This is a genomic window from Stenotrophomonas sp. SAU14A_NAIMI4_5, assembly GCF_003086795.1.
Taxonomy (GTDB): domain Bacteria; phylum Pseudomonadota; class Gammaproteobacteria; order Xanthomonadales; family Xanthomonadaceae; genus Stenotrophomonas.
Genome location: NZ_CP026003.1, coordinates 2,055,090 through 2,077,621, shown reverse-complemented (window position 1 = coordinate 2,077,621; position 22,532 = coordinate 2,055,090). Strand labels below are relative to the sequence as shown.

Genomic DNA, 22,532 nt, shown 5'->3' with positions numbered 1-22,532 from the left:
GCTGCCGGCAGCCTTGCTGTTGTTCTTATGCCGGCGTGCGCGCCGCGTGCCAGACCGCCGCGCCGAGTACGCCCAGCTGGCCGTGTTCGACGCGCCACACCGGCACCTGGCGCAGCACGTCGGTCAGCACGCCCTTGTTGAGGAAGCGCTCGCGGAAGCGGCCATCGGCGAGGAAATCCTGCACGTGCGCGGAGATGCCACCGGCCAGATAGACCGAGCGCGCGCCCACGGCGATCGCCGCATCACCGGCCAGGCTGCCCAGCCACGCGCAGAACACCTGCAGGGTTTCCACCGCCAGCGGATCCTCGCCACTGCGCGCCGCGCCGATCAGCGCCTCGGTGCTGTGCCACTGCGGGGTCGCGCCGCGCAGTTCGCACAGGCACGGGTAAAGATTCATCAGGCCACTGCCGGACAGCACGCGTTCGTTGTCCACGTGCGGCCAACGCTGCAGCAGCTGACCCAGCACCTGCAGCTCCAGCGCGTTGCCGGCGCCCAGCGCCGCGTGGCCGAGTTCGCTGGCCAGCACCGGGCGGTCGCCATCGGCAAAGCGCAACGCCGCGCCCAGGCCGGTCCCCGCACCCAGCACCAGCGCCGGGAACGCCTGCGCCGGATCGGCATCGCCGTTCAACGGCACCAGGGTGTCGGCCTGCAGGTAGGGAATGGCCAGCGCCACCGCTTCAAAATCGTTGATCAGCTGCAGTTCCTGCAGCCCGGACTGCGCGCGGGTGGTCGACAGCGAGACCGTCCACGGCAGGTTGGCGTTGATCAGCACATCGCCATCGAGCAGGCCGGCAATCGCCACCACGGCCGTGCTGACCGGCTGGCCGAGGCTGGCAGTGAAATCGGCGAGAATCGCGGCCAGGCTCGGATGATCGGCGCAGGCGTAGGTGCGGTAGCTGCCCAGTCGCGGGGTCTGCCCCGGCGTGGTCTCGGCCAGGGCCAGGCGGGCGAAGGTGCCGCCGACGTCGGCCACCACCAGGCTGCGCGGATCATTGCCGTGGGGGGTACCGCTGCCAGCGGAAGGGCTGGCCAGATCGGAAAGTACCGGGGACGCTGCTGCAACGTTCACACTGGCCTGCTTGAATCGATTGAATCGTGTCGATTCTCAGGCATTGAACGCGCTTTGCCAACGCTGCGGGACCCGGGTGCAGCGAACCTGCACCCGGACCGGCCTGGATCAGGGCTGGGCCGTCTGCAGGCTGTAGCGGGTGGTGGCAGTGAACACCGCGCCATCGGGCTGGGTCGAGCGCACCTCGACCTTGTGGCTGCCCACCTCGAGGTTGGTCGGCAGCGCGCCACGCCACAGGTGCGGCGATGCGGTGGCTTCCGGCGAACGATCATAGCCGCGCAGGACGTCGGCCGTGTCATCGGCCACGTTCTCTACCAGCAGGCGCGGGTCAGGCTGGCTGACCTGCTTCATCGCCTGCCAGGCACCGCCGTCAACGCGGAACTCGACCACGCTGGTGTCCTCGCCCATGTACACGTTGGCGTACACGCCCCATGCCGGGTAAGCCCCCTGGCGCAGCACCTTCGGCGCATGCAGGCCGATCTGGTCGCTGGCCGGGGCACCGGCCACGCGGTACTGCAGGCGGTAGCTGCCGTTGCCGGCCACGTCCAGCAGCGCGTAGCCCTTCGGGGTGCCATCGCTCATGGTGCTGTCGGGTACGCCCGCAGCATTCTTCACGCCCGACCAGAACGCGCCGCAGTTGGCACCGACGTTGTACTCGTGCAGCGGCTTCTCACCCTGCCAGCCCTCGGCCTTGCCGTGGTAGACGTGCTGCTGGGTGTGGCTGTGGCCGCTCAGCACCAGCACGTTGCGGAAGTCCTTGAGCAGGTCGAACAGGCGCTGGCGGTCGGCGTGGCGGAAGGTCTCGCGACCCGGCGCGGCGTCGAACAGCGGGATGTGCATGCCCAGCACCAGCAGGCGGTCCTTGCGCAGGCCCTTCAGGTAGCCGGCCAGGAAGGCGAACTGGTCCTCGCGCAGGCCACCGACGTACTTCGGCTTGGCGTTGGGGTCGTAGACCACGTCATCGAGGAACACGAAGCTGGCACCGCCCTCTTCCACCGCGTAGGTGTCCGGGCCGTAGATGTTGCGCCAGCTGTCCAGCGAGTGGTCGTCGTTGGCGGCATCGAAATCCAGGTCGTGGTTGCCCGGCACATGGAACCACGGCACGCCCAGTTCGGTGGTGACCTTGTTGATGGCCGGGTACAGGCTCAGGTCGTCGTTGACGATGTCGCCCAGGGTGGTGCCCAGGCGTGCCTTGGTCTGGCCCACCAGCGGCGCCACGATGGACTGCTGGTAGTAGCCGATGTCCTTCAGGCTGGCCGTCTGCGAATCGGTGAAGACCAGCATCTGGAAGCCGCGACGGCTGTCATGGCGATCGGACTGCAGGGCGAAATCCCAGCCACGGTCGGCCGCGCCGGTGGCGGCGATGCCGCCGTACTTCAGGGCCGGCGAACCGTTCGGGCGGTAGTGGCGCCAGAACGTCGGCAGGCCGTCGGCCGCCTTCGGGAAGCTGTAGGCATCGGGCTTGATGACGAACACGGTCTGCCCGTCGCGCACCGGCAGGCTGTAGCTGCCGTCGGCCGCGGTCTTGACGATGGTCTCGCCGTTGGAGACCTGCACCCCGGCCAGGCCCGGATCGGTCGCGCCGCGCCCGGGCCTGCCGTCGCGTTCGAGATAGACCTTGCCACTGACCACCGTGTCGGCGGCCCAGGCCGGCGAAGTCAGCAACAGGCAGCACAGCCAGGCGGCGGGCAGTTTCATGGGGGCGGTCCGGGAAAGAAAGACCGCCCATTGTAGAGTCGAGCTTGCTCGACTGTCTTGCAAAGGGCAGTCGAGCAAGCTCGACTCTACAGGTAGGTGCGGACCGTTGGTCCGCACGGCCCCATCATCGCCCGCGTGTCCGGTAGGTGCGGACCGTTGGTCCGCACGCCCCATCAACGGTGGCGCATTTCCAGCACATCGCGGGCGTCCTGCAGCGACAGCCCGCGCGCGCGCAGCAGCACCAGCAGGTGGTACAGCAGGTCGGCCGATTCGCCCAGCAGGGCCTCGTCGTCCTGCGCCACCGCAGCCAGCGCGGTTTCCACGCCCTCCTCGCCCACCTTCTGCGCGATGCGGCGGATGCCACCTTCGAACAGCGAGGTGGTGTAGCTGCCCGGCGGACGCTGCGCTTCGCGCACGGCCACCAGCTGGCCCAGGCCGCCCAGGAAGTCCTTCGGCGCGCCATCGAAGCAGCTTTCAGCACCGGTATGGCAGGTCGGGCCGGCCGGACGTGCCAGCACCAGCACGGTGTCGGCATCGCAGTCCACGCTGATCGACTGCACCGCCAGCACGTGGCCGGACTGCTCGCCCTTGGTCCACAGGCGCTGCTTGCTGCGGCTGTAGAAGGTCATGTGCCCGGTCACCTGGGTGATGTGCAGCGACTCGGCGTTGACATAGCCCAGCATCAGCACCTGCAGGGTGTCGGCATCCTGGACCACTGCCGGCAGCAGGCCATCGCCCTTTGCCCAGTCCAGCGATTCCAGCGCCTGCGGCGACGGGCGTACTTCAATAGACATCTCGAACCTCGATCTGCTGTTCGCGCAGGTAGCGCTTCAAATCTGCAATGGCGATGGCGCCGCTGTGGAACACGCTGGCAGCCAGCGCGCCGTCCACGTCGGCCTGGTCGAAGGCCTGGGCGAAATGCTCCATCGCACCGGCGCCGCCAGAGGCGATGAGAGGAACGTTGCACAGCGCACGGGCCTGGCGCAGCTGCTCCACATCGTAGCCACGGCGCACACCGTCGCTGTCCATGCAGTTCAGCACGATCTCACCGGCACCGAGGCGCTGCGCCTCGACGATCCAGTCCAGCGTGCGCAGCGGCACGGCCTGGGTCTTGTTCGGGTCACCGGTGAAGCGACGCACGCGCCACTGGCCATCGTCCTCGCGCACCGAATCGACGCCGACCACCACGCACTGCACGCCGAACTCTTCGGCCAGTTCAGTGATCAGTTCCGGGCGGCCCAGCGCGGGCGAGTTGATCGACACCTTGTCAGCACCGGCAAACAGGACCCGGCGCGCGGTATCCACGCTGTCGATGCCACCGGCCACGCAGAACGGGATGTCGATCAGTCGCGCGATGCGCTCGATCCAGGCCACGTCCACCGAGCGTGCTTCGGGGCTGGCGCCGATGTCATAGAACACCAGCTCGTCGGCGCCCTGGTCGCGGTAGCGCTGGGCCAGCTCGGCGATGTCGCCCATGTCGACGTGGTCGCGGAAGCGCACGCCCTTGACCACGCGGCCATCGCGCACGTCCAGGCAGGGAATGATGCGACGGCTCAACATGCCAGTGCCTCGCCCAGGTCCATGCGCTGTTCCAGCAGCGCCTTGCCGAGGATGGCACCGCCGCAGCCGGCAGCGCGTGCTTCGGCCACGTCGGCCACGTCGCGGATGCCACCGGACGCCTGCACCGCCACGCCCGGCAGCAAGGCCGACAGGTGCGTGTACAGGCTGATGTTGGGGCCGGCCAGCATGCCGTCGCGTGCGATGTCGGTGCACAGCAGGTGGCGCATGCCGGCGCGCGCGTAGCGCTGGGCCAGATCGTCCAGGGTCACCCCGGCATTCTCGGTCCAGCCGTGCACCGGCAGCTGCCACTGGCCCCGCGCGTCCTGTCGGGCGTCGAGGGCAATGGTGATGCGTTCGGCGCCGAACTCATCCAGCCAGCCCAGTACTTCGTCCGGGCGGCGCACGGCCAGCGAGCCGACCACCACGCGGTTGGCGCCAGCATCGAGAATGCGCGCTACGTCATCGCGACCGCGCACGCCGCCACCGGTCTGTACGTGCAGCGGCGTGTGCTGACGGATCGCCGCCAGAAGCGGGGCCAGGGTGTAGCCGCCGGCGCGAGCAGCGTCCAGGTCGACCAGGTGCATCCACTGCGCGCCCTGTGCGGCAAACGCCTGCGCGCGCGGCAGCGGATCGTCGCCGTAGGAGGTTTCCTGCGCGTAGTCGCCCTGGCGCAGGCGCACCACGCGGCCTTCGCGGATATCCAGTGCGGGGTAGACGGTGAAACTCATGCAGCAGTGCCCTCGAGGAAATTGCGCAGCATCAGCGAACCGGTATCGCCGGAACGCTCGGGGTGGAACTGGGCGCCGAAATAGCGGCCCTGCTCGATCACGGCGGTGAACAGGCCGCCGTGGTCGCAGGCGGCCACGGTATGCGCGTTCAGCGGCGCGGCGTAGCTGTGCACGAAGTACGCGCTGGAACGGTCCGGCACGCCCTGCAGCAGCAGCGACGGACGCAGCGCCAGCAGCCGGTTCCAGCCCATGTGCGGCACGCGGATGCCACAGGCCGGCACCAGCTTGCGCACCGTGCCTGGAATCAGGCCCAGCGCATCCACGCCGGTTTCTTCAGAACGCTCGAACAGCAGCTGCATGCCCAGGCAGATGCCCATCAGCGGCACCTCCAGGCGGCGCAGCGGTTCAACCAGGCCCTGCGCATGCAGGCGCTGCATGCCCGGTGCGGCCGCACCGACGCCGGGCAGGATCACCCGCTGTGCGCCGACCAGGCCCTCGGCATCGCGTACCAGGCGCACATTCGCGCCCAGTCGCTCCAGCGCATAGCGCACCGAACCGAGGTTGGCACCGCCGGCATCGATCAGTGCAACCTCGCTCACAGCGCCCCCTTGGTGGTCGGCAGCGCGGTGCCCTGTCGGGCCAGCGCCGGGCGCAGTGCACGTGCCAGCGCCTTGAAGCAGGCTTCGACCTTGTGGTGGTCGTTGTCGCCGCGCACCTGCAGGTTGAGGTTCAGGCCGCTGGCATCGCACAGCGAACGGAAGAAGTGCGGCACCAGCTCGGTCGGCATGTCGCCTACGCGCTCGCGCTTGAACTCGCCTTCGAACACGAAATACGGGCGGCCGCTGAAATCCAGCGCGGCGCTGGCCAGGGTCTCGTCCATCGGCAGGGTGAAGCCGTAGCGGCCGATGCCGCGCTTGTCACCCAGCGCCTCGCGCAGCGCCTGGCCCAAGGCCAGCCCGGTGTCTTCGATGGTGTGGTGCTCGTCGATGTGCAGGTCGCCCTCGGCCCGGATGTCCAGGGCGAAGCCGCCGTGCTTGCCGATCTGCTCCAGCATGTGGTCGAAGAACGGCAGGCCGGTCGAGATGTGCGCGTCGCCGACGCGATCCAGGTCCAGTTCGACGCGGATCTTGGTTTCCTTGGTATTGCGCTGGACCACGGCGGTGCGCGGTGCATCGGCCAGGGCGTGGGCGATACCCGCCCAGTCCCATTCACCACCGAACTGTTCGGTGCGCAGCTGGAAGCCACGGATGTTGAGGTTGTCGGCGAACTGCAGGTCGGTGATGCGGTCGCCGACCATGCCCGATCGCGCCCAGTCGATGCTGCGGTCCTGCAGGTAGGCGGTCATCAGGCCGATGCCCGGCTTGCGGGTGGGTGCGTTGTCCTGCGGCCAGCTGCAGTCCACCAGCACGTCACGGAAGCTGATGCCCTGGCTTTCGAAGATCTGCAGCATCAGGTCGTTGGGGCCATCGAAGCTGGCGCGCGGGTAGCTTTCGCTGCCCAGGCCGTCCTGGTTGGTGACGATGACGAACTGGTAGCCGGCGTCGCGCAGCTTCAGCAGCGCCGGGATCACCTGCGGCACGAAGCGCAGCTTTTCGTAGGCGTCAATCTGGAAGTCGGCCGGCTCCTCGATGAGGGTGCCGTCGCGGTCGATGAACAGGATGGGGGTCATGCAGCAGCCCTCCGGGCCGACAGGGCCGCGAGCACGCGGTCGTTTTCTTCTGGACTGCCGATGCTGATGCGCAGGGCATCGCCCAGCTGCGGCGCGGCGCGCTGGTCACGCACCACCACGCCGGCGGCCAGCAGCGTATCGAACGCGGCCTGCGCATCGGCGAAGCGGACCAGCACGTAGTTGCCGGACGAGCGGTACACGCGACGCACGCCGGGCAGGCCCGGCAACGCGGCAAACAGACGGTCGCGCTCGGCGATGACCGTGGCCACGCGCTCGGCGGTACGCGCCAGCGCGGCCGGCTGCAGGGCCTGCACGGCCAGCTCGGCGCACGGTGTCGGCACCGGGTACGGCGCCTGGCAGCGACGCAGCACGGCAATCAGTTCCGGCGCAGCAATCAGGGTGCCGATGCGCGCCGCAGCCAGTGCGTGCGCCTTCGACAGCGTGCGCAGCACGGCGACGTTGGCGTGCGCGGCCAGCAGCGTGGTCGCCGACGCGCGCTGCGCGTATTCGACGTAGGCCTCGTCGACCACCACCAGGGCCTGCCCGCGCAGCGCGGTGGCCACGCGTTCGATTTCGGCCAGGCCGATATCGCTGCCGGCCGGGTTGGACGGCGCGCACAGGAACACCAGCTTGGCGCCCTGCGCCTGTGCCGTGCCGATGACCGCGTCGAGGTCGGCACGCAGGCCGTCTTCGCCATCGACCAGCGGCACGTCGATCAACGGCGCACCCTGCAGGCGCGCACAGACCGCATACATGCCGAACACCGGCGATGTCACCAGCACACCGTCGCGGCCGGGCACGCACAGGGCGCGCACCAGCAGGTCGATGGCCTCGTCGCTGCCCCGCCCGACCAGCAGCTGCTGCGGCTGCACGCCATACAGCGCCGCCAGGCCTTCGCGCAGCGCCAGCGGCTGTGGCTCAGGGTAGCGTCGGCTGCTGCCGGCGCTGTCGGCTGGATTGGCCCAGGCCGATTCGTTGGCGTTCAACCAGACCTCGCCCTGCACGGCCGCGCTGCGCGCCGAGCTGTAGCCGGCAAAGGCCTGCAGGTCCGGGCGCACCAGCGCCAGCACGTCATCGATGACGGCGCTCATGCGGCAGCCTCCATGCGCAGGGCCACCGCACGTTCGTGCGCGTCCAGGCCTTCGGCGCTGGCGATGATGCGCGCGCAGCCGCCGATCGCGGCGAGGCCGGCGGCGCTGGCGCTCTGCACGCTGATCAGGTTCTGGAAGCTGGCGACGCTGACGCCGCTGTAGGCACGCGCGGCACCGGCGGTGGGCAGCACGTGGTTGGTGCCGCTGCAGTAGTCGCCCAGTGCCTCGGGGGTGTAATCGCCGAGGAACACCGAGCCGGCGGCCTGCACCTGGTCCAGCCAGTCACGCGGTTCGCGCAGGGCGAGGATCAGGTGCTCGGGTGCGTAGCGGTTGCTGATCGCGAAGGCCTCCGCCAGCGTATCGACCTGGATCAGGCGTGAGGCCGACAGGGCCTGGCGTGCGATCTCCTGGCGCGGCAGCAGCGCGACCTGGCGCTCCACTTCTGCCTCGACCGCAGCGAGCATCGCCGCATCGTCGGTCAGCAGCAGCACCTGCGAATCCGGGCCGTGCTCGGCCTGCGACAGCAGGTCAGCGGCCACGAACGCCGGACTGGCACCGGCATCGGCGATGACCAGCACTTCCGAAGGACCGGCCGGCATGTCGATGGCGGCGGCGCCGTCCTGTGCGACCTGCTGCTTGGCTTCGGTGACGAAACTGTTGCCCGGCCCGAACAGCTTGTCGCAGGCCGGAATGCTGGCCGTGCCGTAGGCCATTGCGGCGATGGCCTGGGCACCGCCCAGCTTGAACACGCGCTGCACGCCGGTCAGGCGCGCGGCCACCAGCACCGCCGGATCGGCCGTGCCATCGGCGCGCGGCGGGGTGCACAGCACCACCTGCGGGCAACCGGCCAGCTGCGCCGGCACACCCAGCATCAGCGCGGTGGACGGCAACGGCGCACTGCCGGCCGGCACGTACAGGCCGACGCGGCCGATCGGACGCAACATGCGTTCGCAGACCACGCCGGGGGCGGTTTCCACCGCATAGCCCTTGCCCATGCCCGCTTCGTGGAAGCGCGTGATGCGCTCGGCGGCTTCGACCATGGCCTGGCGCAGTTCGGCCGGCACGGCGCCTTCGGCCGCAGCGAACTCGGCCTCGCTGACTTCAAACGACGTCAGTTCGACGCGATCGAAACGGGCGGTGATGGCGCGCAGCGCCTCGTCGCCCTGCGTCCGTACCTGCGCGATCAGCGCGGCGACGGCATCACGGGTCTGCTGCGCCACGGTCTGCACCGGGCGGGTCAGCGCCGCGCTGCGGGCGGCTTCGTCGAGTTGTGACCAGATCAGACGATTCATGCCAGCGACCGCTCCACGCTCAGTACCATCAGGCCCTGTGCGCCGGCGCGCTCCAGTTCTTCCATGCGCTGCCAGGTCAGCGGACCCGGGCACATGGTCTGCAGGCGCAGTGCACCGCCATCTGCAGGCAAACGCACCAGCGGTTCGGCATCGGCCAGCAGCTGCGCCAGCGCATCCACGCGGTCCTCGCTGGCGCGGAACATCAGCAGCTTGCGATCCTGCTTCTGCACCACGCCGTCGAGGCGCCGCAGCAGCATGCTGCGCAGCCCGGCGCGGGCGTCGTCCGGCACGCGCACCGCACCGGCCAGCACGGCTTCGCTGTCCAGCAGGTTGTGCACCGGGGTGAGCTGGTTGGCGCGCAGGGTGGCGCCGCTGGAGACCAGGTCGCAGATCAGTTCGGCGGTGCCCAGGCGCGGGGCGATTTCCACCGAGCCGGAGAGTTCGACCACCTGTGCGTCCACGCCCTGCTCGGCCAGCCACTGCTTGAGGATGGCCGGGTAGCTGGTGGCGATGCGGGTGCCGGCCAGCTGCGCCGGGCCTTCCCACTGCCATTCCTCGGGCACGGCCAGCATCAGACGGCACTGGCCGAAGCCGAGCCCGCGCAGGGCCTGGTAGGCGTCGGGCAGGCCGATCTGGCGGCGCGCGGCGGCCTGCTCGTCCAGCTCGTTGCGGCCGACGATGCCGAGGTCGCAGACGCCGTCGGCGATCAGGCCGGGGATGTCGTCGTCGCGTACCAGCAGCAGGTCCACCGGCAGCGATTCGCCGTAGCAGAACAGCTTGTCGCGGCTTTCGCGCCAGCTCAGGCCGCAGGCGCTGAGCAGGTTGCGGGCGGGTTCGGCCAGACGGCCACTCTTCTGGATGGCGATACGCAGCCGGTCACGTGCCGGCGCTGCCTGGGTTGCACTCATGGGGGAGGTCTCTAAGTTCGGAACGGGGCGCGGATCAGCGCGAAGCAAGGCGGTCGACGGCGGCGGCATAGCCTCGATGGCCATGCTCGAGGGTGCGTGCCACCCGTCCGGTGGTGGTCACGCTGACGCCGGTGCGTTCGTGGATCTCGCGGTAGGGCACGCCCTGCTGCAGCAGGGGGACGACTTTCCAGCGGTCGGCCATGGCTTCGAGCTCGGCCGGGGTGCAGAGGTCGCGCAGGAAGGCGAGCACCTGGTCGGGTTCGCGCAGGGCGGCAAAGGCCTGGGCCAGGGAGTCGAGGTCGGCCTGGGGGTCTTTCGCGGCGATGTCGGGGCGGGCTTTCACGGGGTGGAGTTCTTGCATCAATGTAATAGCGCGCTAGTACATTAGCGCATTCTTGCGCAGTGCGTCAAATCCTGGGTTGGTCTTGGCAGGGCTGCGCCCTGCACCTGCCGAAGCCAAAGCCGAAGCAACGGCAAAAGCGCGGGGATCCGTGGGTTGGCGGGGCGGGTCCGGTGGCAGGGGACGCCGTAAACCCATCCATGGGGGCTTGGTCGCCGCATCCATGCGGCTCACACCCCTGCCACCGGACCCACCCCGCCTTCGACAGTTTCCAGCGATCTGTCGGCACGGCATGACGCTGCTGTTGGAGGCTACCTGCTGTTGGTGGGTGCCGACCGTTGGTCGGCACAGGGTCGGATCCGTTTTCCTGGGAAAACGGCTCTGACCCCGGAGCGCGAGCCGGAAACGAAAACGCCCACCGGGTGGTGGGCGTTTCGTTCAACTTCTGGGTGCTGCCTTGGGCAGTTACATCACCTTCGACTGTTCCAGCTCGACCTGCAGGGTGCTGGCCAGTTCGTCGCGGGAGACTTCGAACTGTTGTTCGCGCACCAGGTCCTTCACTGCGACGACGCCGCGGGCGAGCTCGTCTTCGCCGGCCAGGACCACGAAGCGAATGCCGGCCTTGGCCGCGTACTGGAACTGCTTGCCGATCTTCTTCGGCTCCATCTGCACTTCGGTGTTGATGCCACCGCTGCGCAGGCGGCGGGCGATGTCCAGCGACTGCGCCATGCCCTGCTCGTCCATCAGTGCCACCAGCGCCTGCACGCTGCTGGCTTCGATGCCGTCGATCAGGCCGGCTTCGCGCAGCTGCCAGAACAGGCGCGACAGGCCGATGGAGATGCCCACGCCCGGCAGCTTGGACTTGCTGTAGTGGCTGGCCAGGTCTTCGTAACGGCCGCCCGAGCAGATCGAGCCGATCTGCGGGTGGTCGGTCAGCGTGGTCTCGTAGACGGTGCCGGTGTAGTAATCTAGGCCGCGGGCGATGGAGAAGTTCAGGCAGTACGCGGTTTCCGGCACGCCCAGCGCCTGCACCAGCTGCAGCACTTCGCGCAGCTCGGCCACGCCGTTGCGCAGGGTTTCCGACGAGGCGCCACCGGCTTCCAGGGCGGCCAGCTGGGCCAGCGCGTCTTCATGACCCTTCGAGCGCACGGCGACGAAGGCCAGGATCTTCTCGACCTGCTCGGCCGGAATCTCGAAGCCCTCGCCCACCAGCGTTTCGCGCACGTAATCTGCGCCGCGCTTGTCCAGCTTGTCCACTTCGCGCAGCACGGCCAGCTGGCGCTCGCCTTCGGCCACGCCCAGGCTTTCGAAGAAACCGCGCATCAGCTTGCGGTTGTTCAGCTGGATGCTGAAATCACCGATGCGCAGCTCGGAGAACACGGCGTGGATGACGGCCAGCACTTCAGCGTCGTAGCGGACGCTCAGGCTGTCCTTGCCGATCACGTCGATGTCGCACTGGTAGAACTCGCGGAAGCGGCCACGCTGGGCACGCTCGCCGCGGTACACGCGCTGCATCTGGTAGCGGCGGAACGGGAAGGTCAGCTCGTGCTCGTGCTCGGCCACGTAGCGGGCCAGCGGCACGGTCAGGTCGAAACGCAGCGCCATCTCCGGCAGCGAGCGGTCGCCCGATTCGGCGGCGTTGGCCAGCGCACCGGTGGACTGCACGAAGTACACCTGGCGCTCGGTCTCGCCACCGGACTTGGTCAGCAGGACGTCGGACAGCTCGAACACCGGCGTTTCCACCGGCAGGAACCCGAAGCGCTCGTAGTTGCGGCGGATGACGTCCAGCATGCGCTGAAACGCAATCTGCTCGCGCGGCAACAGTTCAAGGGTGCCGGGCGGGGTACGGGGCTTGATCACGGGCGGAACTCCTGCAGGAACGGGAACGTGGGAGGGGGCGACATTCTACCGCCCCGCATGGCTCAGCCGCCGATCAGGGGCCATAAGGCCGCATGAAGTATCATAAAGCCCTCCCCCGCCCGTGATACGCCTCCGCACCATGTCCCGGCCTTTTGGCGCTCCGACCGCCGCCCACGACGACGCTGCGCCGTCCTGCACCACGCTGGACTGCCTGCACTGCTCGGTCCGCCACCTGGCGGTCTGCTCGGCGCTGTCGCCCGACGAAGTGCAGGCACTGGAACAGGTGACCGTGTCGCAGCAGGTGGGCCTGGGCAGCACCCTGGCCCGCACCGGCGAAGAACGCCAGCATGTCTATACATTGACCGCGGGCGCACTGCGCCTGGTGCGCACGCTGGCCGACGGCCGTCGCCAGATCAACGGGTTCGTGCTGCCCGGTGATTACCTCGGCCTGAGTGGCAGCGACCACCATCGCCACGATATCGAAGCCATCGCTGACAGCCGCGTCTGCCGCGTGGCCCTGCCGCAGATGAAGGCGCTGCGCGGCCGCTTCCCGCACCTGGAACGCAAGCTGCTGCAGCGCGCCTGCCAGGAACTGGACGCCGCCCAGGACGCCGCGCTGGCACTGGCCCGCCTGCAACCGGCCGAAAAGCTGGCCGACTTCCTGCTGCGCCTGGCCGCACGCGAAGCCAGGCTGGGCGGCGATGGCCTGCGCGTGTCGCTGCCGATGGGCCGCGGCGATATCGCCGACCATCTTGGCCTGACCATGGAAACGGTCAGCCGCACCTTCACCAAGCTGCGCCAGCAGGGCCTGATCGCCCTGCCCCATCTGAACGTGGTGGAGATCCTCGACGAGGATGGGCTGCGTACGCTGGCGGGCGAAGGGCTGGCCTGACCGTCGCGCGGTTCACGGTGTTGCCGGCCAGAGGCCGGCAATACCCGCCGGGCATGGCCCGGCGCTACCGGCGCAGCAACACCTCGCGCAGCGCCGCGTAATCTGCGGCCAGCGGCTCGGCATGTGCCGGCCGCTGTAGCAGCGCTTCCAGTGCCGGCGGCACCGCCACGCTTTCGCCGATCAACGGCTCCACGACCGCCTCGAACTTGGCCGGATGCGCCGTCGACACCACCGCCCAGTCACCCTTGGCGCCGCGCGCACGCAGGTCCTGCAGCACTTTCACCGCAGTGGCGGTGTGCGGGCAGAACAGCTCGCCGCTGCTGGCATGCGCACTGGCGATGGTCGCGCGGATGGTCACGTCATCCACCGCGAACGCGCGGAACGCAGCACGCAGTTCCGCATCGTCATCGGCATACAGCCAGCGCAGGCGCTCGAAGTTGCTCGGCGCGCCCACATCCATCGCATTGGCCACGGTAGCCACGCTGGCCTGCGGCTGGTAGTCGCCGCCGTTGAAGTAGGCCGGGAGCACCGCATTGGCATTGGTGGCCAGCACGATCTGGCCGATCGGCACGCCCAGCGCACGTGCCAGCACGGCGGCCATCGCATTGCCCAGGTTGCCGGTCGGCACCACCAGGTTGAGGCGACGCCGCGTGCGCGCGTGGTGGGTCAGCGCCGCATGCGCGTAGTAGCTCATCTGCGGCAGCAGCCGGCCCAGGCTGATGCTGTTGGCCGAACTCAGCGGCACCTGCGCCTGCAGGTCGGTGTCGGCCAGCGCCTGCTTGACCTTCGCCTGGCAGTCATCGAACGAGCCGCCCACGCGCAGCGCCTGGATGTTGTCGCCGAAGCAGCCCAGCTGGTGTGCCTGGCGCGGCGAAACACGGCCATCGGGATACAGCACCACCACGCGCACGCCGGGCTGGCGATGGAAGGCCGCTGCCACCGCGGCACCGGTATCGCCGGAGGTGGCCACGACAATCGTCAGGTCACGGTCCTTGCCCGCCTGCAGGCGCGACAACGTGCCGGCGAGGAAGCGCGCGCCGATGTCCTTGAACGCGGCGGTCGGGCCATGGAACAGCTCCAGCACATGGTCGCCGTCACGGCCCAGCGCACGCAGCGGTACCGGGAAATCGAAGGCCTCGCGGCAGATCTCCGGCAGTGCGTCCTGCAGCGGATCACCTTCGAAAAAAGGCGCCAGCAGATCGGCAGCGGTCTCGGCGAGGGTGGCACCGGCGTGCAGTTCGCGCGGCGCAGGCAACACGTCGGGCACGTACAGGCCGCCATCCGGGGCCAGGCCGGCGGCGATGGCGGCACTCAGGCCAACGGCGGGCGCATGCCCTCGGGTCGAAACGAATTGCATGAGCTCGGTATCCAGCAAGGGGGAAGGATTCAGCACAGTCGCGCTCCAGCAGCGTCCAGCGGCGAGACCCAGGCTTCGCTGTCGAAGCCTGCGGCGGCAAACGCCGCACGCACGGGCGCCGCAGCGGCATGGGCTTGGTCGGCATCTTCAAACCAGGCAAACACACTCGGGCCGGCACCGGAAATGCCCGCGCCCATCGCGTTGGCTGCCAACGCGGCATCGCGTGCAGCGTCGAAGCCGGCGATCAGCGCGGCGCGACGCGGTTCCACCAGCACGTCGCGCAGGCCGGCACGCACCAGGGCCGCATCGCTGCGATGGCAACCACTGAGCACCAGGGCAAGGTTGGCGCTCTGCGCGACGAACTCGCCCAGCGCATAGCTGCCCTGCAGTGCCGCACGCGCGCGCCGGGTCTCCAGCACTGCGTGCGGATGCACCAGCAGGCTGTGCCAGCTGGCCGGCACCGGGATCGGCACCAGGCGATCAGCGGTGCACAGCGCCAGTCCGCCCAGCAGCAGCGGACCGACGTTGTCGCCGTGGCGCCCGCCGCTGGCCACTGCCTCGCCATCCAGTGCATGCGGGTAAAGCGCTTCGCGCGGCAGCGGTGCATCGAGCAGCGCGTTGGCGGCGACCAGCGCGGCCACGCACGAGGCGGCCGAACCACCCATGCCCGAGCCGAACGGAATGCCCTTGTCGATCTCGACGGCGAAGCCATACGGAAGACCCAGGCCCTCGCGCAGCGAGATCAGCGCGGCCCCGGCCGTGTTGCCTGGCGCACCCCGTGGCAGCTCGACGGCGCTGCCGCGGATGGCCTCGATGCGTACGGTCGGCTCGTCGATGCGCCGCACCGTCACTGTATCGCCGATGCCGGCAATGGCATGGCCGAGAATGTCGAAGCCCACCGCCACGTTGGCCACGGACGCGGGCGCGAATGCGCGTGCAATCACAGCCGCGCTCCTTCGCCGGCGGCCACGCGCAGCAGGTCGGCGAACACGCCGGCAGCGGTGACTTCCGGCCCGGCACCCGGGCCCTGCACCACCAGCGGGTTGTCGCAGTAACGACGGGTGCGGAACTGCACCACGTTGTCGGTCAGGCGCAGATTGGCGAAGGTGTGGTCGGCCGGCAGTTCCTGCAGGCCCACCGATGCACCCTCCGCATCGAGCCGGGCGACATAGCGCAGCACCGCACCACGCGACCGGGCCTCGTCGAGACGCTGCAGCAGGCTGGCATCGGATTCGCCCAGGCGGGCCATGAAGTCGTCCACGTTGCCATCGCGCAGCAGCGCCGGTACCAGGCTTTCCACCTGTACCTGTTCCAGGCTGAGCGCGTGGCCGGCCTCACGGGCGAGGATCACCAGCTTGCGCGCCACGTCCACGCCGGACAGATCATCGCGCGGGTCCGGCTCGGTGTAGCCCATCGAACGCGCCTGCGCCACCAGCTCGGAGAACGGCTGGCTGCCATCGAATCGATTGAACAGCCAGGCCAGCGTGCCGGAGAAGATGCCCTCCACCGCCAGCACTTCATCGCCGGTATCGACCAGGTCGCGCAGCGTGGTGATCACCGGCAGGCCGGCGCCCACCGTGGCTTCGTAACGGAAGCGCGCTCCACTGGCTGCGGCAGCGGCATGGATGCGCTGGTAGCGCGACAGCGGACCCGAACCCGCCTGTTTGTTCGGGGTGACCACATGGATGCCGGCCGCCAGCCAGCCCTCGTAGCGCTCGGCCACTTCGGCGCTGCCACTGCAGTCGATCACCACCGCGTGCGGCAGGTGTGCGGCCAGCAGATGTTCGGTGAAGGCGTCCAGGTTGCTGGCCTGGCCATCGTCGTGCAGCGCCTGCCGCCAGTCGGCGTGCAGGACATCGGCTTCCAGGCGCATGCGCGAGCGCGAGGCCAGCGCACGCAGGCGCAGGTCGACGTTGGCCTTGGCCAGCAGCTGCGGGCGCGCGGCCAGCAGCTGGTCCAGCAGCGCCGCGCCGACATTGCCCGGCCCGATCACGCCCACCGCGAAGGTCTGCGGCGAGAGCCAGAAGCCGGCGTGCGCGGCACGCAGGGCGCGTGTTGCGTCGGCGCTGGCCACGGCCACGGAGATGTTGCGCTCGGACGAGCCCTGCGCGATCGCCAGGATGTTCACCTGTGCTCGGCCCAGCGCCTCGAACAGGCGTGCGGCCACACCGGGCTGGCCGGCCATGCCGTCACCCACGGCGGCCAGCACGCTGACGCCCTCGCCGACCTGCACACGCTGCACCTGGCCCACCGCCAGTTCGTGGGCGAATGCATGCAGCAGGGCCTCACGTCCACGCGCGGCCTCGCCGGCCTTCACCACGCAGCAGATCGAGTGTTCGGAAGACCCCTGCGAGATCATCACCACCGACACCTGCGCCTGGCGCAGTGCCGAGAACACGCGTTCGGCGGTGCCCGGCACGCCCATCAGGCCGGTGCCCTCCAGGTTCAGCAGGGCCAGGTCGGGGCTCAGGGTCAGGCCCTTCACCGGCCCGCGCGGCGAGCGTTCTGCGCTGATGCGCGTGCCCGGGTGCGCCGGATGGAAGGTGTTGCGGATGAAGATCGGCAGGCCCAGGCGGATGGCCGGCGACATGGTCTGCGGATGCACGACCTTGGCACCGAAATAGGCCAGCTCACAGGCTTCGTCGTAGCTGAGCGCCTCCAGCTGCACGGCCTCCGGCACCAGCCGCGGATCCGCCGACAGCACGCCATCGACGTCGGTCCAGATGTGCAGCTCATCGGCGTTGAACAGCGCAGCGAAGATCGCGCCGGAGTAGTCGCTGCCGTTGCGGCCCAGCGTGGTGATGCGGTCCGCGCGGTCGCGGGCGACAAAACCGGTGGCGACCACGCGCGGCTGCGGATGCTGCAGGCGCCATTTCGCCAGGCGGTCAGCACTGGCCTCCCAGTCCACGTCCACGCCCAGCTCGCCATGGCCGACGACCAGCACATCACGCGCGTCCAGCACCGCGCACTCCTCGCCGAGTGCCTGCAGGTGCATGCCCAGCAGCTGCGCGGAGAACACTTCGCCCAGCCCCTGCACGCGGTCCAGCACCTCGCGCGGCAGCTCACCGATCACTGCCAGCGCGCCGAGCACCTCGGCCAGGTGGTCGAAGCGCACGTCGATCCACTCCACGGTCTCGCCCACCTGCTCGCCGAGCAGGGCCACCGCCGCGCCGCGATGGCGTGCACGCAGGGCATGCCAGGCCTCGCGCCAGCCTGCATCGCCGCGTGCCGCCAGCTGGGCCAGTTCGATCAGCGCATCGGTGACGCCCTTCATCGCCGACACGACGGTGACCTGCAGCGGCTCGGGACGGGCCAGCAGCAGGCCGGCCACATGGCGGTAGCGTTCGGCGTTGGCCACCGAGGTGCCGCCGAACTTGTGCACGACGGTGGACGGTGCGGCCAGGTCGGCCGGTGCAGCGGGATGGGCGGGGGCGTGGGAAGACATGCAGACCTCGGTAGGAGGCCCCGTCACATGCAGGTGGTGGGTTTCCCCGTCACCTGGATGGTGCGGGGCCGTTGTTTTCGGGAGTTACACGAAGACGACGGGCCGCACCAGGGCAGTGGTGGCGGTGGTGGTAATAATGGTGGTGATGGCGACCGGCGCAGTCGACCCGCCCGCGGAAGCGGGGGCAATCAGGCTGGCGAGGGCGGCATCGAAGACCATGGCGCACAGAAAACACCGTGCGCCGGGGGCCTGTCAAGTGCTGCGATGCAAAAATCGTTTGTTTCGATCATCGCCCAACGTGCAGCCATTTGGTTGCAATTGAGACGAAGCAGGCATCAGCGCGCTTGAGGCGGGCAATCAGCCGGCATGTTCGGCGATCGCACGCGGGGCGCGGTGCGCGTGGGCACACAGCAGCACGCCCGCCACCAGGAACACGATCGCCAGCGCTTCCAGCAGGGTCGGCCAGCGCCACTGCCAGGCAAACGCGTAGAGCAGCGCGAACAGGGTTTCGAACACGATCATCTGCCCGGTCAGGGTCAACGGCAGCAGGCGGCTGGCACGGTTCCAGAACGCGTTGCCGATGATCGAGGCGATGACCGCGACGCCGGCGCTGATCACCCAGAACAGGCTCCACTGCGCGGGGGTGTGGCCGGCGGTCTGGCCGATGAAGGCCATCGGCACCAGCAGCAGCGACAGGCCGCCAGTGGTGACGCCGGTCAGCAGCGACCAGTCATGGCTGGACAGATCGGCGCGCCGGGCCAGCCAACGACTGTTGCCCACCGAGTACAGCGCCCAGGAAAAAAGCGCACCAAAGGCGCAGACCAGGCCGATCAGGCGCTGCCGCCACGGCGTGCCCAGGTGCTCGGACATCAGCGATTCCCAGCCGACCAGGGCCACGCCCAGCACGCACAGGCCCAGCGCGGGCAGCAGCTGCTTCAGCGGCACCGCACCCTTCTCGCGCACGCCCACCAGGGTCACCACCACCGGAATCAGGCCGACGATGAGCGAGGCCGCCGCGCCACCGGCCCACTGCACGGCCGCGGCCAGCAGCAGGAAATACACCAGGTTGCCGGCCAGGCTGAGCCACAGCAGACCCAGCCACTCCGCACGGCCCAACTGCGGCGCCAAGCGCTTCCAGCGCGGCAGCAGCAGGATCACCGCGATCAGGCCGTAGACCAGGTAGCGGCCGGCGGACAGCTGCAATGCGTTGAAGGAATGCAGCACGGCAGGCGCGAGGAAGACCACGCCCCACAGCGCGCCAGCGGCAACGCCATTGGCGATGCCCAGGGCCATCGGGTTGTTGCGCATATCAGGTTCTTCGGGGGAGAGAACAGGCCGCGCAGTGTAGGCGGCGATGGGCGCGGCGTCTTGACCGAGGCTACTGCCCAATCTCTTCGTAGAGTCGAGCTTGCTCGACTGCGTTCAGGAAAGCCAGTCGAGCAAGCTCGACTCTACGGAGACGCTTCACCGCGCCGCCAGCCGCTCGGGGTCAGGCCCGTCTCGCGGCGCAGCGCACGGGTCAGTGCGCTCTGTTCGGAATAGCCCGCCGCCAGCGCGATATCGCTGATCGGCGCTGCACTGGTCAGCAACGCATGCTTGGCCCAGCGCAGCCGGCTGGCGCTGAGCCACGCCTGCGGACTGACCCCGAATTCGCGCTGGAACAAGGCATGCAGCCGGCTTTCGCTGACGCCCACATGGGCCGCCATGCGCGCCACCGGCCATGCCTGCCCGGGTTCGGCCTGCACGGCCGCACACAGGGCCTGCAGCCGCGCACCACTGCCTGCAGGGGCAAACACCCGCAGCAGGTCGGGCAGCAGCTCCGGCATGCAGCCGCCCACCCGCACCTGGGCCAGGCGCTGGCGCAGTGAAAGCGGGAGGTGCAGCCAGCGCTGGCGGCTGAGGTGCTCCTGGGTCAGGTCATCCAGCACGCCCGGGCCGCAATCGACGATCACGAAACCGTTCGGCCCGTGCGCCATCTGGTCATGCGCCTCGCCGGCGGCAACGAAGGCCCCCTGCAGCAGGTCCAGGCGGCCGCCGCGACCTTCCAGCTCGAACTGCAGCTCGCCCTGCAGCGGCAGCACCCACTGTGCGTAGTCGTGACGGTCCAGGCCCGTTGACTGGCCGTAGTGCCGCAGGTGGAAGATGGCGCCCATCGCGGCAGTGTGCGCGTGCGCAGTGCGGCCTGCAATGTGGTCATCAAGGCGGACAGGACCGCATGCTATGTTCGGGCGATGTTCACCCCGCAAGGATTGCATGATGAATATCCGACCTTTGCTTCTCTCACTGGCCCTTGCCAGCCCTGTCGTGACGCCGCTGCACGCACAGGAACTGCGTACTCCGCCGGCACCTGGCTGCCTCGACGCGCGCGACGTGCAGCAGGTGGAGCAGGACACGCCCAGCGCCATCGCCGTCGCCGATGGCCAGGGCCGCGCCTTCCGCCTTGATTTCGCCGCCGACTGCCCGGGCGTCAACGAAGCCGACGCGCTCAGGCTGGAAGCCCCGCAGGGCTGGGCCTGCGGCCAGCCGGGCGAACGGGTGGTGGTTGACGGTCGGAGCTGCGCGGTCAGCGCGGTCACGCCGATCGACGGCCGCAGTTTCGCCACCATCGCCCGCGAAAGCAGCCGCCAGTACGCGGCCACCCTGCCCGGCGTGACCGTCAGCGCGAAGGGGCGCGGGGGCCGCAGCGGCGACACCCCGCATACCTTCCAGACCTCGTCTGCGGTGTGCTTCGCCACCCGCAACGTGCGCGGCTGGAGCGAAAGCCCGGAAGGCGTGGTGGTGGAAACCAACCCACGCCGCAATGGTGGCCATCGCTATTACCACGTGGAGCTGGCCAGCAGCTGTTCGATTCTTGCCGGCGCCACCGACGTGGACTTCCAGTCCGGCCTGCAGAACGGCCTGATCTGCGGCAACCCCCGCGACCGCATCGTGCTGATGCCCTCGGGCATCGAGAATGACGGCCGCACCTACACTCCCAGCATGGCCCGCCCAGGCTGCGACATCCTCGCGGTCTATCCGAAGGACGACAGCCGCGCGCCCTAGCCGTCGGTGCCGAGGAAGGTGAACGGCTTGCTCGGCACGAACTGCGACAGCGCATCACCGGAGAAGGTGTTGCGCTGGTCCCGGCCCAGGTCGAGCTTGAGTACCTGCCCGCCGAAATCGACCTTGTTCAGATCGACCCAGAACGTATTGGGCGTCAGCGCCGATTCGAAGAAGTACAGCCGGCGCTTGTGGTCGGCCACCGTGCGCCAGCGCGTGGAAGAGATGTTCGGCTCGCCCGGCGTGGTGATGCCAAACGGCACCGATACGTTGCGGATGACGCTGAACACACTGGCCAGCGCCTCCACCGGATCCTCGGCCTTGGGAATGGCATTGATGTAGAACGAGGCGCGTGCGAAACGATCGGCCGAGCGGTTGGTACCCGGCAGCATCACCGTGCCGCCGATGCTCTTCCAGTAAGCATTGAGCGCCAGCTGCTGATCGAAGATCGGCGAGTTCGTCATCACCTGGTAGCGGCGGTCGTGATGGATAACCTGGCGCCCGCCGATGTATTCGATGATGGCGCTGTCGCCGGTGGCATCAGACAGCGAAAGATGCAGGGTCGCCTGGCGGTCCTCACCGGGCACCTTGTCGGTGACGATGGCAAACGGCTCGCGCTCCAGTGCAGCCACGGCCTCGGCCACGCTGTCGAAATTGTCCAGCACGTACTGCGCCCACAGCGAAATGGCCAGCCCCGGCTTGTTGCCACGCTGCTGCGGATACTCCGATTCAACCAGCCACAGCAGGTTGGCGACCAGGCCCTTCTCGTTCATGCCGTCAGTGGTGGACACGTCGTAGCCGGTCGCCACCACGCTGCCGTAGCGCGCGGTCCACTTCGCCGACTTCGGTCCGGCCTGGCCGGTACGTTCGATGCCGCGCGGCAGGACATACAGGTTGGTGGCAACGTCCACCTTCCAGTCCATCGACCGGGCGGTGATCACATCGCCGTTGTCACCCAGATAGACCGCGCGCGTGCACGCCCATGCAGGAACCATCGCCGCCGCCAGCGCCATGGCCATCGCCGCCCTGCCCTGCCACTTCATCCGCTTCATGCCGTGCTCCCTTCCCCAGGAAGCCCGATAGGAACCCGGCAACGGTGACAGCGGGGTGAAGCTCGACGCTACCCGGCGCTGAGCATCGGGCGCACGAGGGCGCTCAGAAGATCCACCGCCGTGGGAGCAGCTTGCTCGCCCTCCACCGTGCGCGAGAAACCGGACCAGTCACTGCTGGCCAGCTGGCGCAGCTTCAGCGCATCGACCGGCAACGCGCGCATCGACCAGTACGGAAACTGGCGCTGGCCCAACCGCCCGCGCGCCAGTTCGACGATGTCCACGTGGCTGCCCGCCTGCAGGATGCGCTCGTACACCGAATCGATGCCATCGGGCGGCCCTTCGATGTACTGCAGGAAACGCTGCCCATCGTGCAACAACACGCCCGTCACCCCGGCCATCCGGTTGAACCGGGTGGCATCGTTCACCAACGTCTGCAGGCGTTCGGCGGAAAGGTCCGGCCGGGCCTGGCTGACGTAGGCAATGGCGCGTAGTGGCATGAATCTTCCTTGGCAACGTGAGCGGCCACGGTAGC

General features: G+C 69.0%; 22 protein-coding genes. 2 read left to right on the top strand and 20 right to left on the bottom strand.

The window, feature by feature from the left end; translation table 11 throughout:
• Positions 1-25: 25 nt before the first annotated feature.
• The 12 genes from C1925_RS09825 to hisS form a co-directional block, all read right to left on the bottom strand.
• The gene (locus C1925_RS09825; protein ID WP_108768708.1) at positions 26-1,069 is read right to left on the bottom strand and encodes a glucokinase; all 1,044 of its coding nucleotides are present in this window, start codon (positions 1,067-1,069) and stop codon (positions 26-28) included.
• A gap of 108 nt (positions 1,070-1,177) precedes the next feature.
• A complete protein-coding gene (locus C1925_RS09820; RefSeq protein WP_108768707.1) occupies positions 1,178-2,767 on the bottom strand; it encodes a calcineurin-like phosphoesterase family protein in 1,590 nt (529 codons plus the stop codon).
• A 173-nt stretch (positions 2,768-2,940) separates the two neighbouring features.
• Positions 2,941-3,561, bottom strand: coding sequence for a bifunctional phosphoribosyl-AMP cyclohydrolase/phosphoribosyl-ATP diphosphatase HisIE (hisIE, locus tag C1925_RS09815; protein ID WP_108768706.1), 621 nt, complete (start codon positions 3,559-3,561; stop codon positions 2,941-2,943).
• Positions 3,551-4,327 (bottom strand): imidazole glycerol phosphate synthase subunit HisF, encoded by a 777-nt coding sequence (gene hisF, locus C1925_RS09810; protein WP_108768705.1) that lies wholly within the window; start codon positions 4,325-4,327, stop codon positions 3,551-3,553. Before hisF ends, hisIE begins: the two co-directional genes overlap by 11 nt.
• On the bottom strand, positions 4,321-5,055 hold the full coding sequence (hisA, locus tag C1925_RS09805; RefSeq protein WP_108768704.1) for a 1-(5-phosphoribosyl)-5-[(5-phosphoribosylamino)methylideneamino]imidazole-4-carboxamide isomerase: 735 nt from the start codon (positions 5,053-5,055) through the stop codon (positions 4,321-4,323). The genes hisF and hisA overlap by 7 nt, the downstream gene beginning before the upstream one ends.
• Positions 5,052-5,654, bottom strand: coding sequence for an imidazole glycerol phosphate synthase subunit HisH (hisH, locus tag C1925_RS09800; RefSeq protein ID WP_108768703.1), 603 nt, complete (start codon positions 5,652-5,654; stop codon positions 5,052-5,054). Before hisH ends, hisA begins: the two co-directional genes overlap by 4 nt.
• Entirely contained in the window at positions 5,651-6,724 is a 1,074-nt protein-coding gene (gene hisB / locus C1925_RS09795) for a bifunctional histidinol-phosphatase/imidazoleglycerol-phosphate dehydratase HisB (protein WP_108768702.1), read from the bottom strand. Before hisB ends, hisH begins: the two co-directional genes overlap by 4 nt.
• Positions 6,721-7,815, bottom strand: a complete 1,095-nt coding sequence (gene hisC / locus C1925_RS09790) for a histidinol-phosphate transaminase (RefSeq protein ID WP_108768701.1) — start codon at positions 7,813-7,815, stop codon at positions 6,721-6,723. The genes hisB and hisC overlap by 4 nt, the downstream gene beginning before the upstream one ends.
• A complete protein-coding gene (gene hisD, locus C1925_RS09785; protein ID WP_108768700.1) occupies positions 7,812-9,107 on the bottom strand; it encodes a histidinol dehydrogenase in 1,296 nt (431 codons plus the stop codon). The genes hisC and hisD overlap by 4 nt, the downstream gene beginning before the upstream one ends.
• Complete coding sequence (gene hisG, locus C1925_RS09780) at positions 9,104-10,015, bottom strand: ATP phosphoribosyltransferase (RefSeq protein ID WP_079221702.1); 912 nt, start codon at positions 10,013-10,015, stop codon at positions 9,104-9,106. The genes hisD and hisG overlap by 4 nt, the downstream gene beginning before the upstream one ends.
• A 34-nt stretch (positions 10,016-10,049) precedes the next feature.
• Positions 10,050-10,358, bottom strand: coding sequence for a YerC/YecD family TrpR-related protein (locus C1925_RS09775; RefSeq protein ID WP_108768699.1), 309 nt, complete (start codon positions 10,356-10,358; stop codon positions 10,050-10,052).
• A gap of 462 nt (positions 10,359-10,820) precedes the next feature.
• Positions 10,821-12,215: a histidine--tRNA ligase gene (gene hisS, locus C1925_RS09770; protein WP_108768698.1), complete on the bottom strand. Its 1,395-nt coding sequence runs from the start codon at positions 12,213-12,215 to the stop codon at positions 10,821-10,823.
• 139 nt (positions 12,216-12,354) lie between these two features.
• Here hisS and C1925_RS09765 point away from each other — a divergent pair, with 139 nt between their 5' ends.
• Positions 12,355-13,107, top strand: coding sequence for a helix-turn-helix domain-containing protein (locus tag C1925_RS09765; protein WP_108770671.1), 753 nt, complete (start codon positions 12,355-12,357; stop codon positions 13,105-13,107).
• Positions 13,108-13,171: 64 nt separating this feature from the next.
• Here the strand turns inward: C1925_RS09765 and thrC are convergent, their stop codons facing one another.
• From thrC to C1925_RS09740, 6 genes are all read right to left on the bottom strand, one after another.
• Positions 13,172-14,464 (bottom strand): threonine synthase, encoded by a 1,293-nt coding sequence (gene thrC, locus C1925_RS09760; RefSeq protein ID WP_108770670.1) that lies wholly within the window; start codon positions 14,462-14,464, stop codon positions 13,172-13,174.
• A 29-nt stretch (positions 14,465-14,493) separates the two neighbouring features.
• Positions 14,494-15,408: a homoserine kinase gene (locus C1925_RS09755; RefSeq protein WP_108768697.1), complete on the bottom strand. Its 915-nt coding sequence runs from the start codon at positions 15,406-15,408 to the stop codon at positions 14,494-14,496.
• Positions 15,405-17,909: a bifunctional aspartate kinase/homoserine dehydrogenase I gene (thrA, locus tag C1925_RS09750; RefSeq protein ID WP_108768696.1), complete on the bottom strand. Its 2,505-nt coding sequence runs from the start codon at positions 17,907-17,909 to the stop codon at positions 15,405-15,407. The genes C1925_RS09755 and thrA overlap by 4 nt, the downstream gene beginning before the upstream one ends.
• An 84-nt stretch (positions 17,910-17,993) precedes the next feature.
• Positions 17,994-18,128, bottom strand: a complete 135-nt coding sequence (locus C1925_RS21450; RefSeq protein ID WP_301553963.1) for a hypothetical protein — start codon at positions 18,126-18,128, stop codon at positions 17,994-17,996.
• A gap of 138 nt (positions 18,129-18,266) precedes the next feature.
• Positions 18,267-19,217 carry a DMT family transporter gene (locus tag C1925_RS09745; RefSeq protein WP_108768695.1) on the bottom strand — a complete coding sequence of 317 codons (951 nt, stop codon included), beginning with the start codon at positions 19,215-19,217 and terminating at the stop codon, positions 18,267-18,269.
• 143 nt (positions 19,218-19,360) lie between these two features.
• Entirely contained in the window at positions 19,361-20,062 is a 702-nt protein-coding gene (locus C1925_RS09740) for an AraC family transcriptional regulator (RefSeq protein ID WP_108768694.1), read from the bottom strand.
• 103 nt (positions 20,063-20,165) lie between these two features.
• On the opposite strand from C1925_RS09740, the gene C1925_RS09735 reads away from it, so the two are divergent.
• Complete coding sequence (locus tag C1925_RS09735; RefSeq protein ID WP_108768693.1) at positions 20,166-20,951, top strand: DUF6491 family protein; 786 nt, start codon at positions 20,166-20,168, stop codon at positions 20,949-20,951.
• Here C1925_RS09735 and C1925_RS09730 read toward each other — a convergent pair.
• Both C1925_RS09730 and C1925_RS09725 read right to left on the bottom strand, forming a co-directional pair.
• Positions 20,948-22,000 (bottom strand): linear amide C-N hydrolase, encoded by a 1,053-nt coding sequence (locus C1925_RS09730; RefSeq protein ID WP_108768692.1) that lies wholly within the window; start codon positions 21,998-22,000, stop codon positions 20,948-20,950. The genes C1925_RS09735 and C1925_RS09730 overlap by 4 nt on opposite strands.
• A 68-nt stretch (positions 22,001-22,068) precedes the next feature.
• Positions 22,069-22,497, bottom strand: coding sequence for a BLUF domain-containing protein (locus C1925_RS09725; RefSeq protein WP_108768691.1), 429 nt, complete (start codon positions 22,495-22,497; stop codon positions 22,069-22,071).
• Positions 22,498-22,532: the final 35 nt, after the last annotated feature.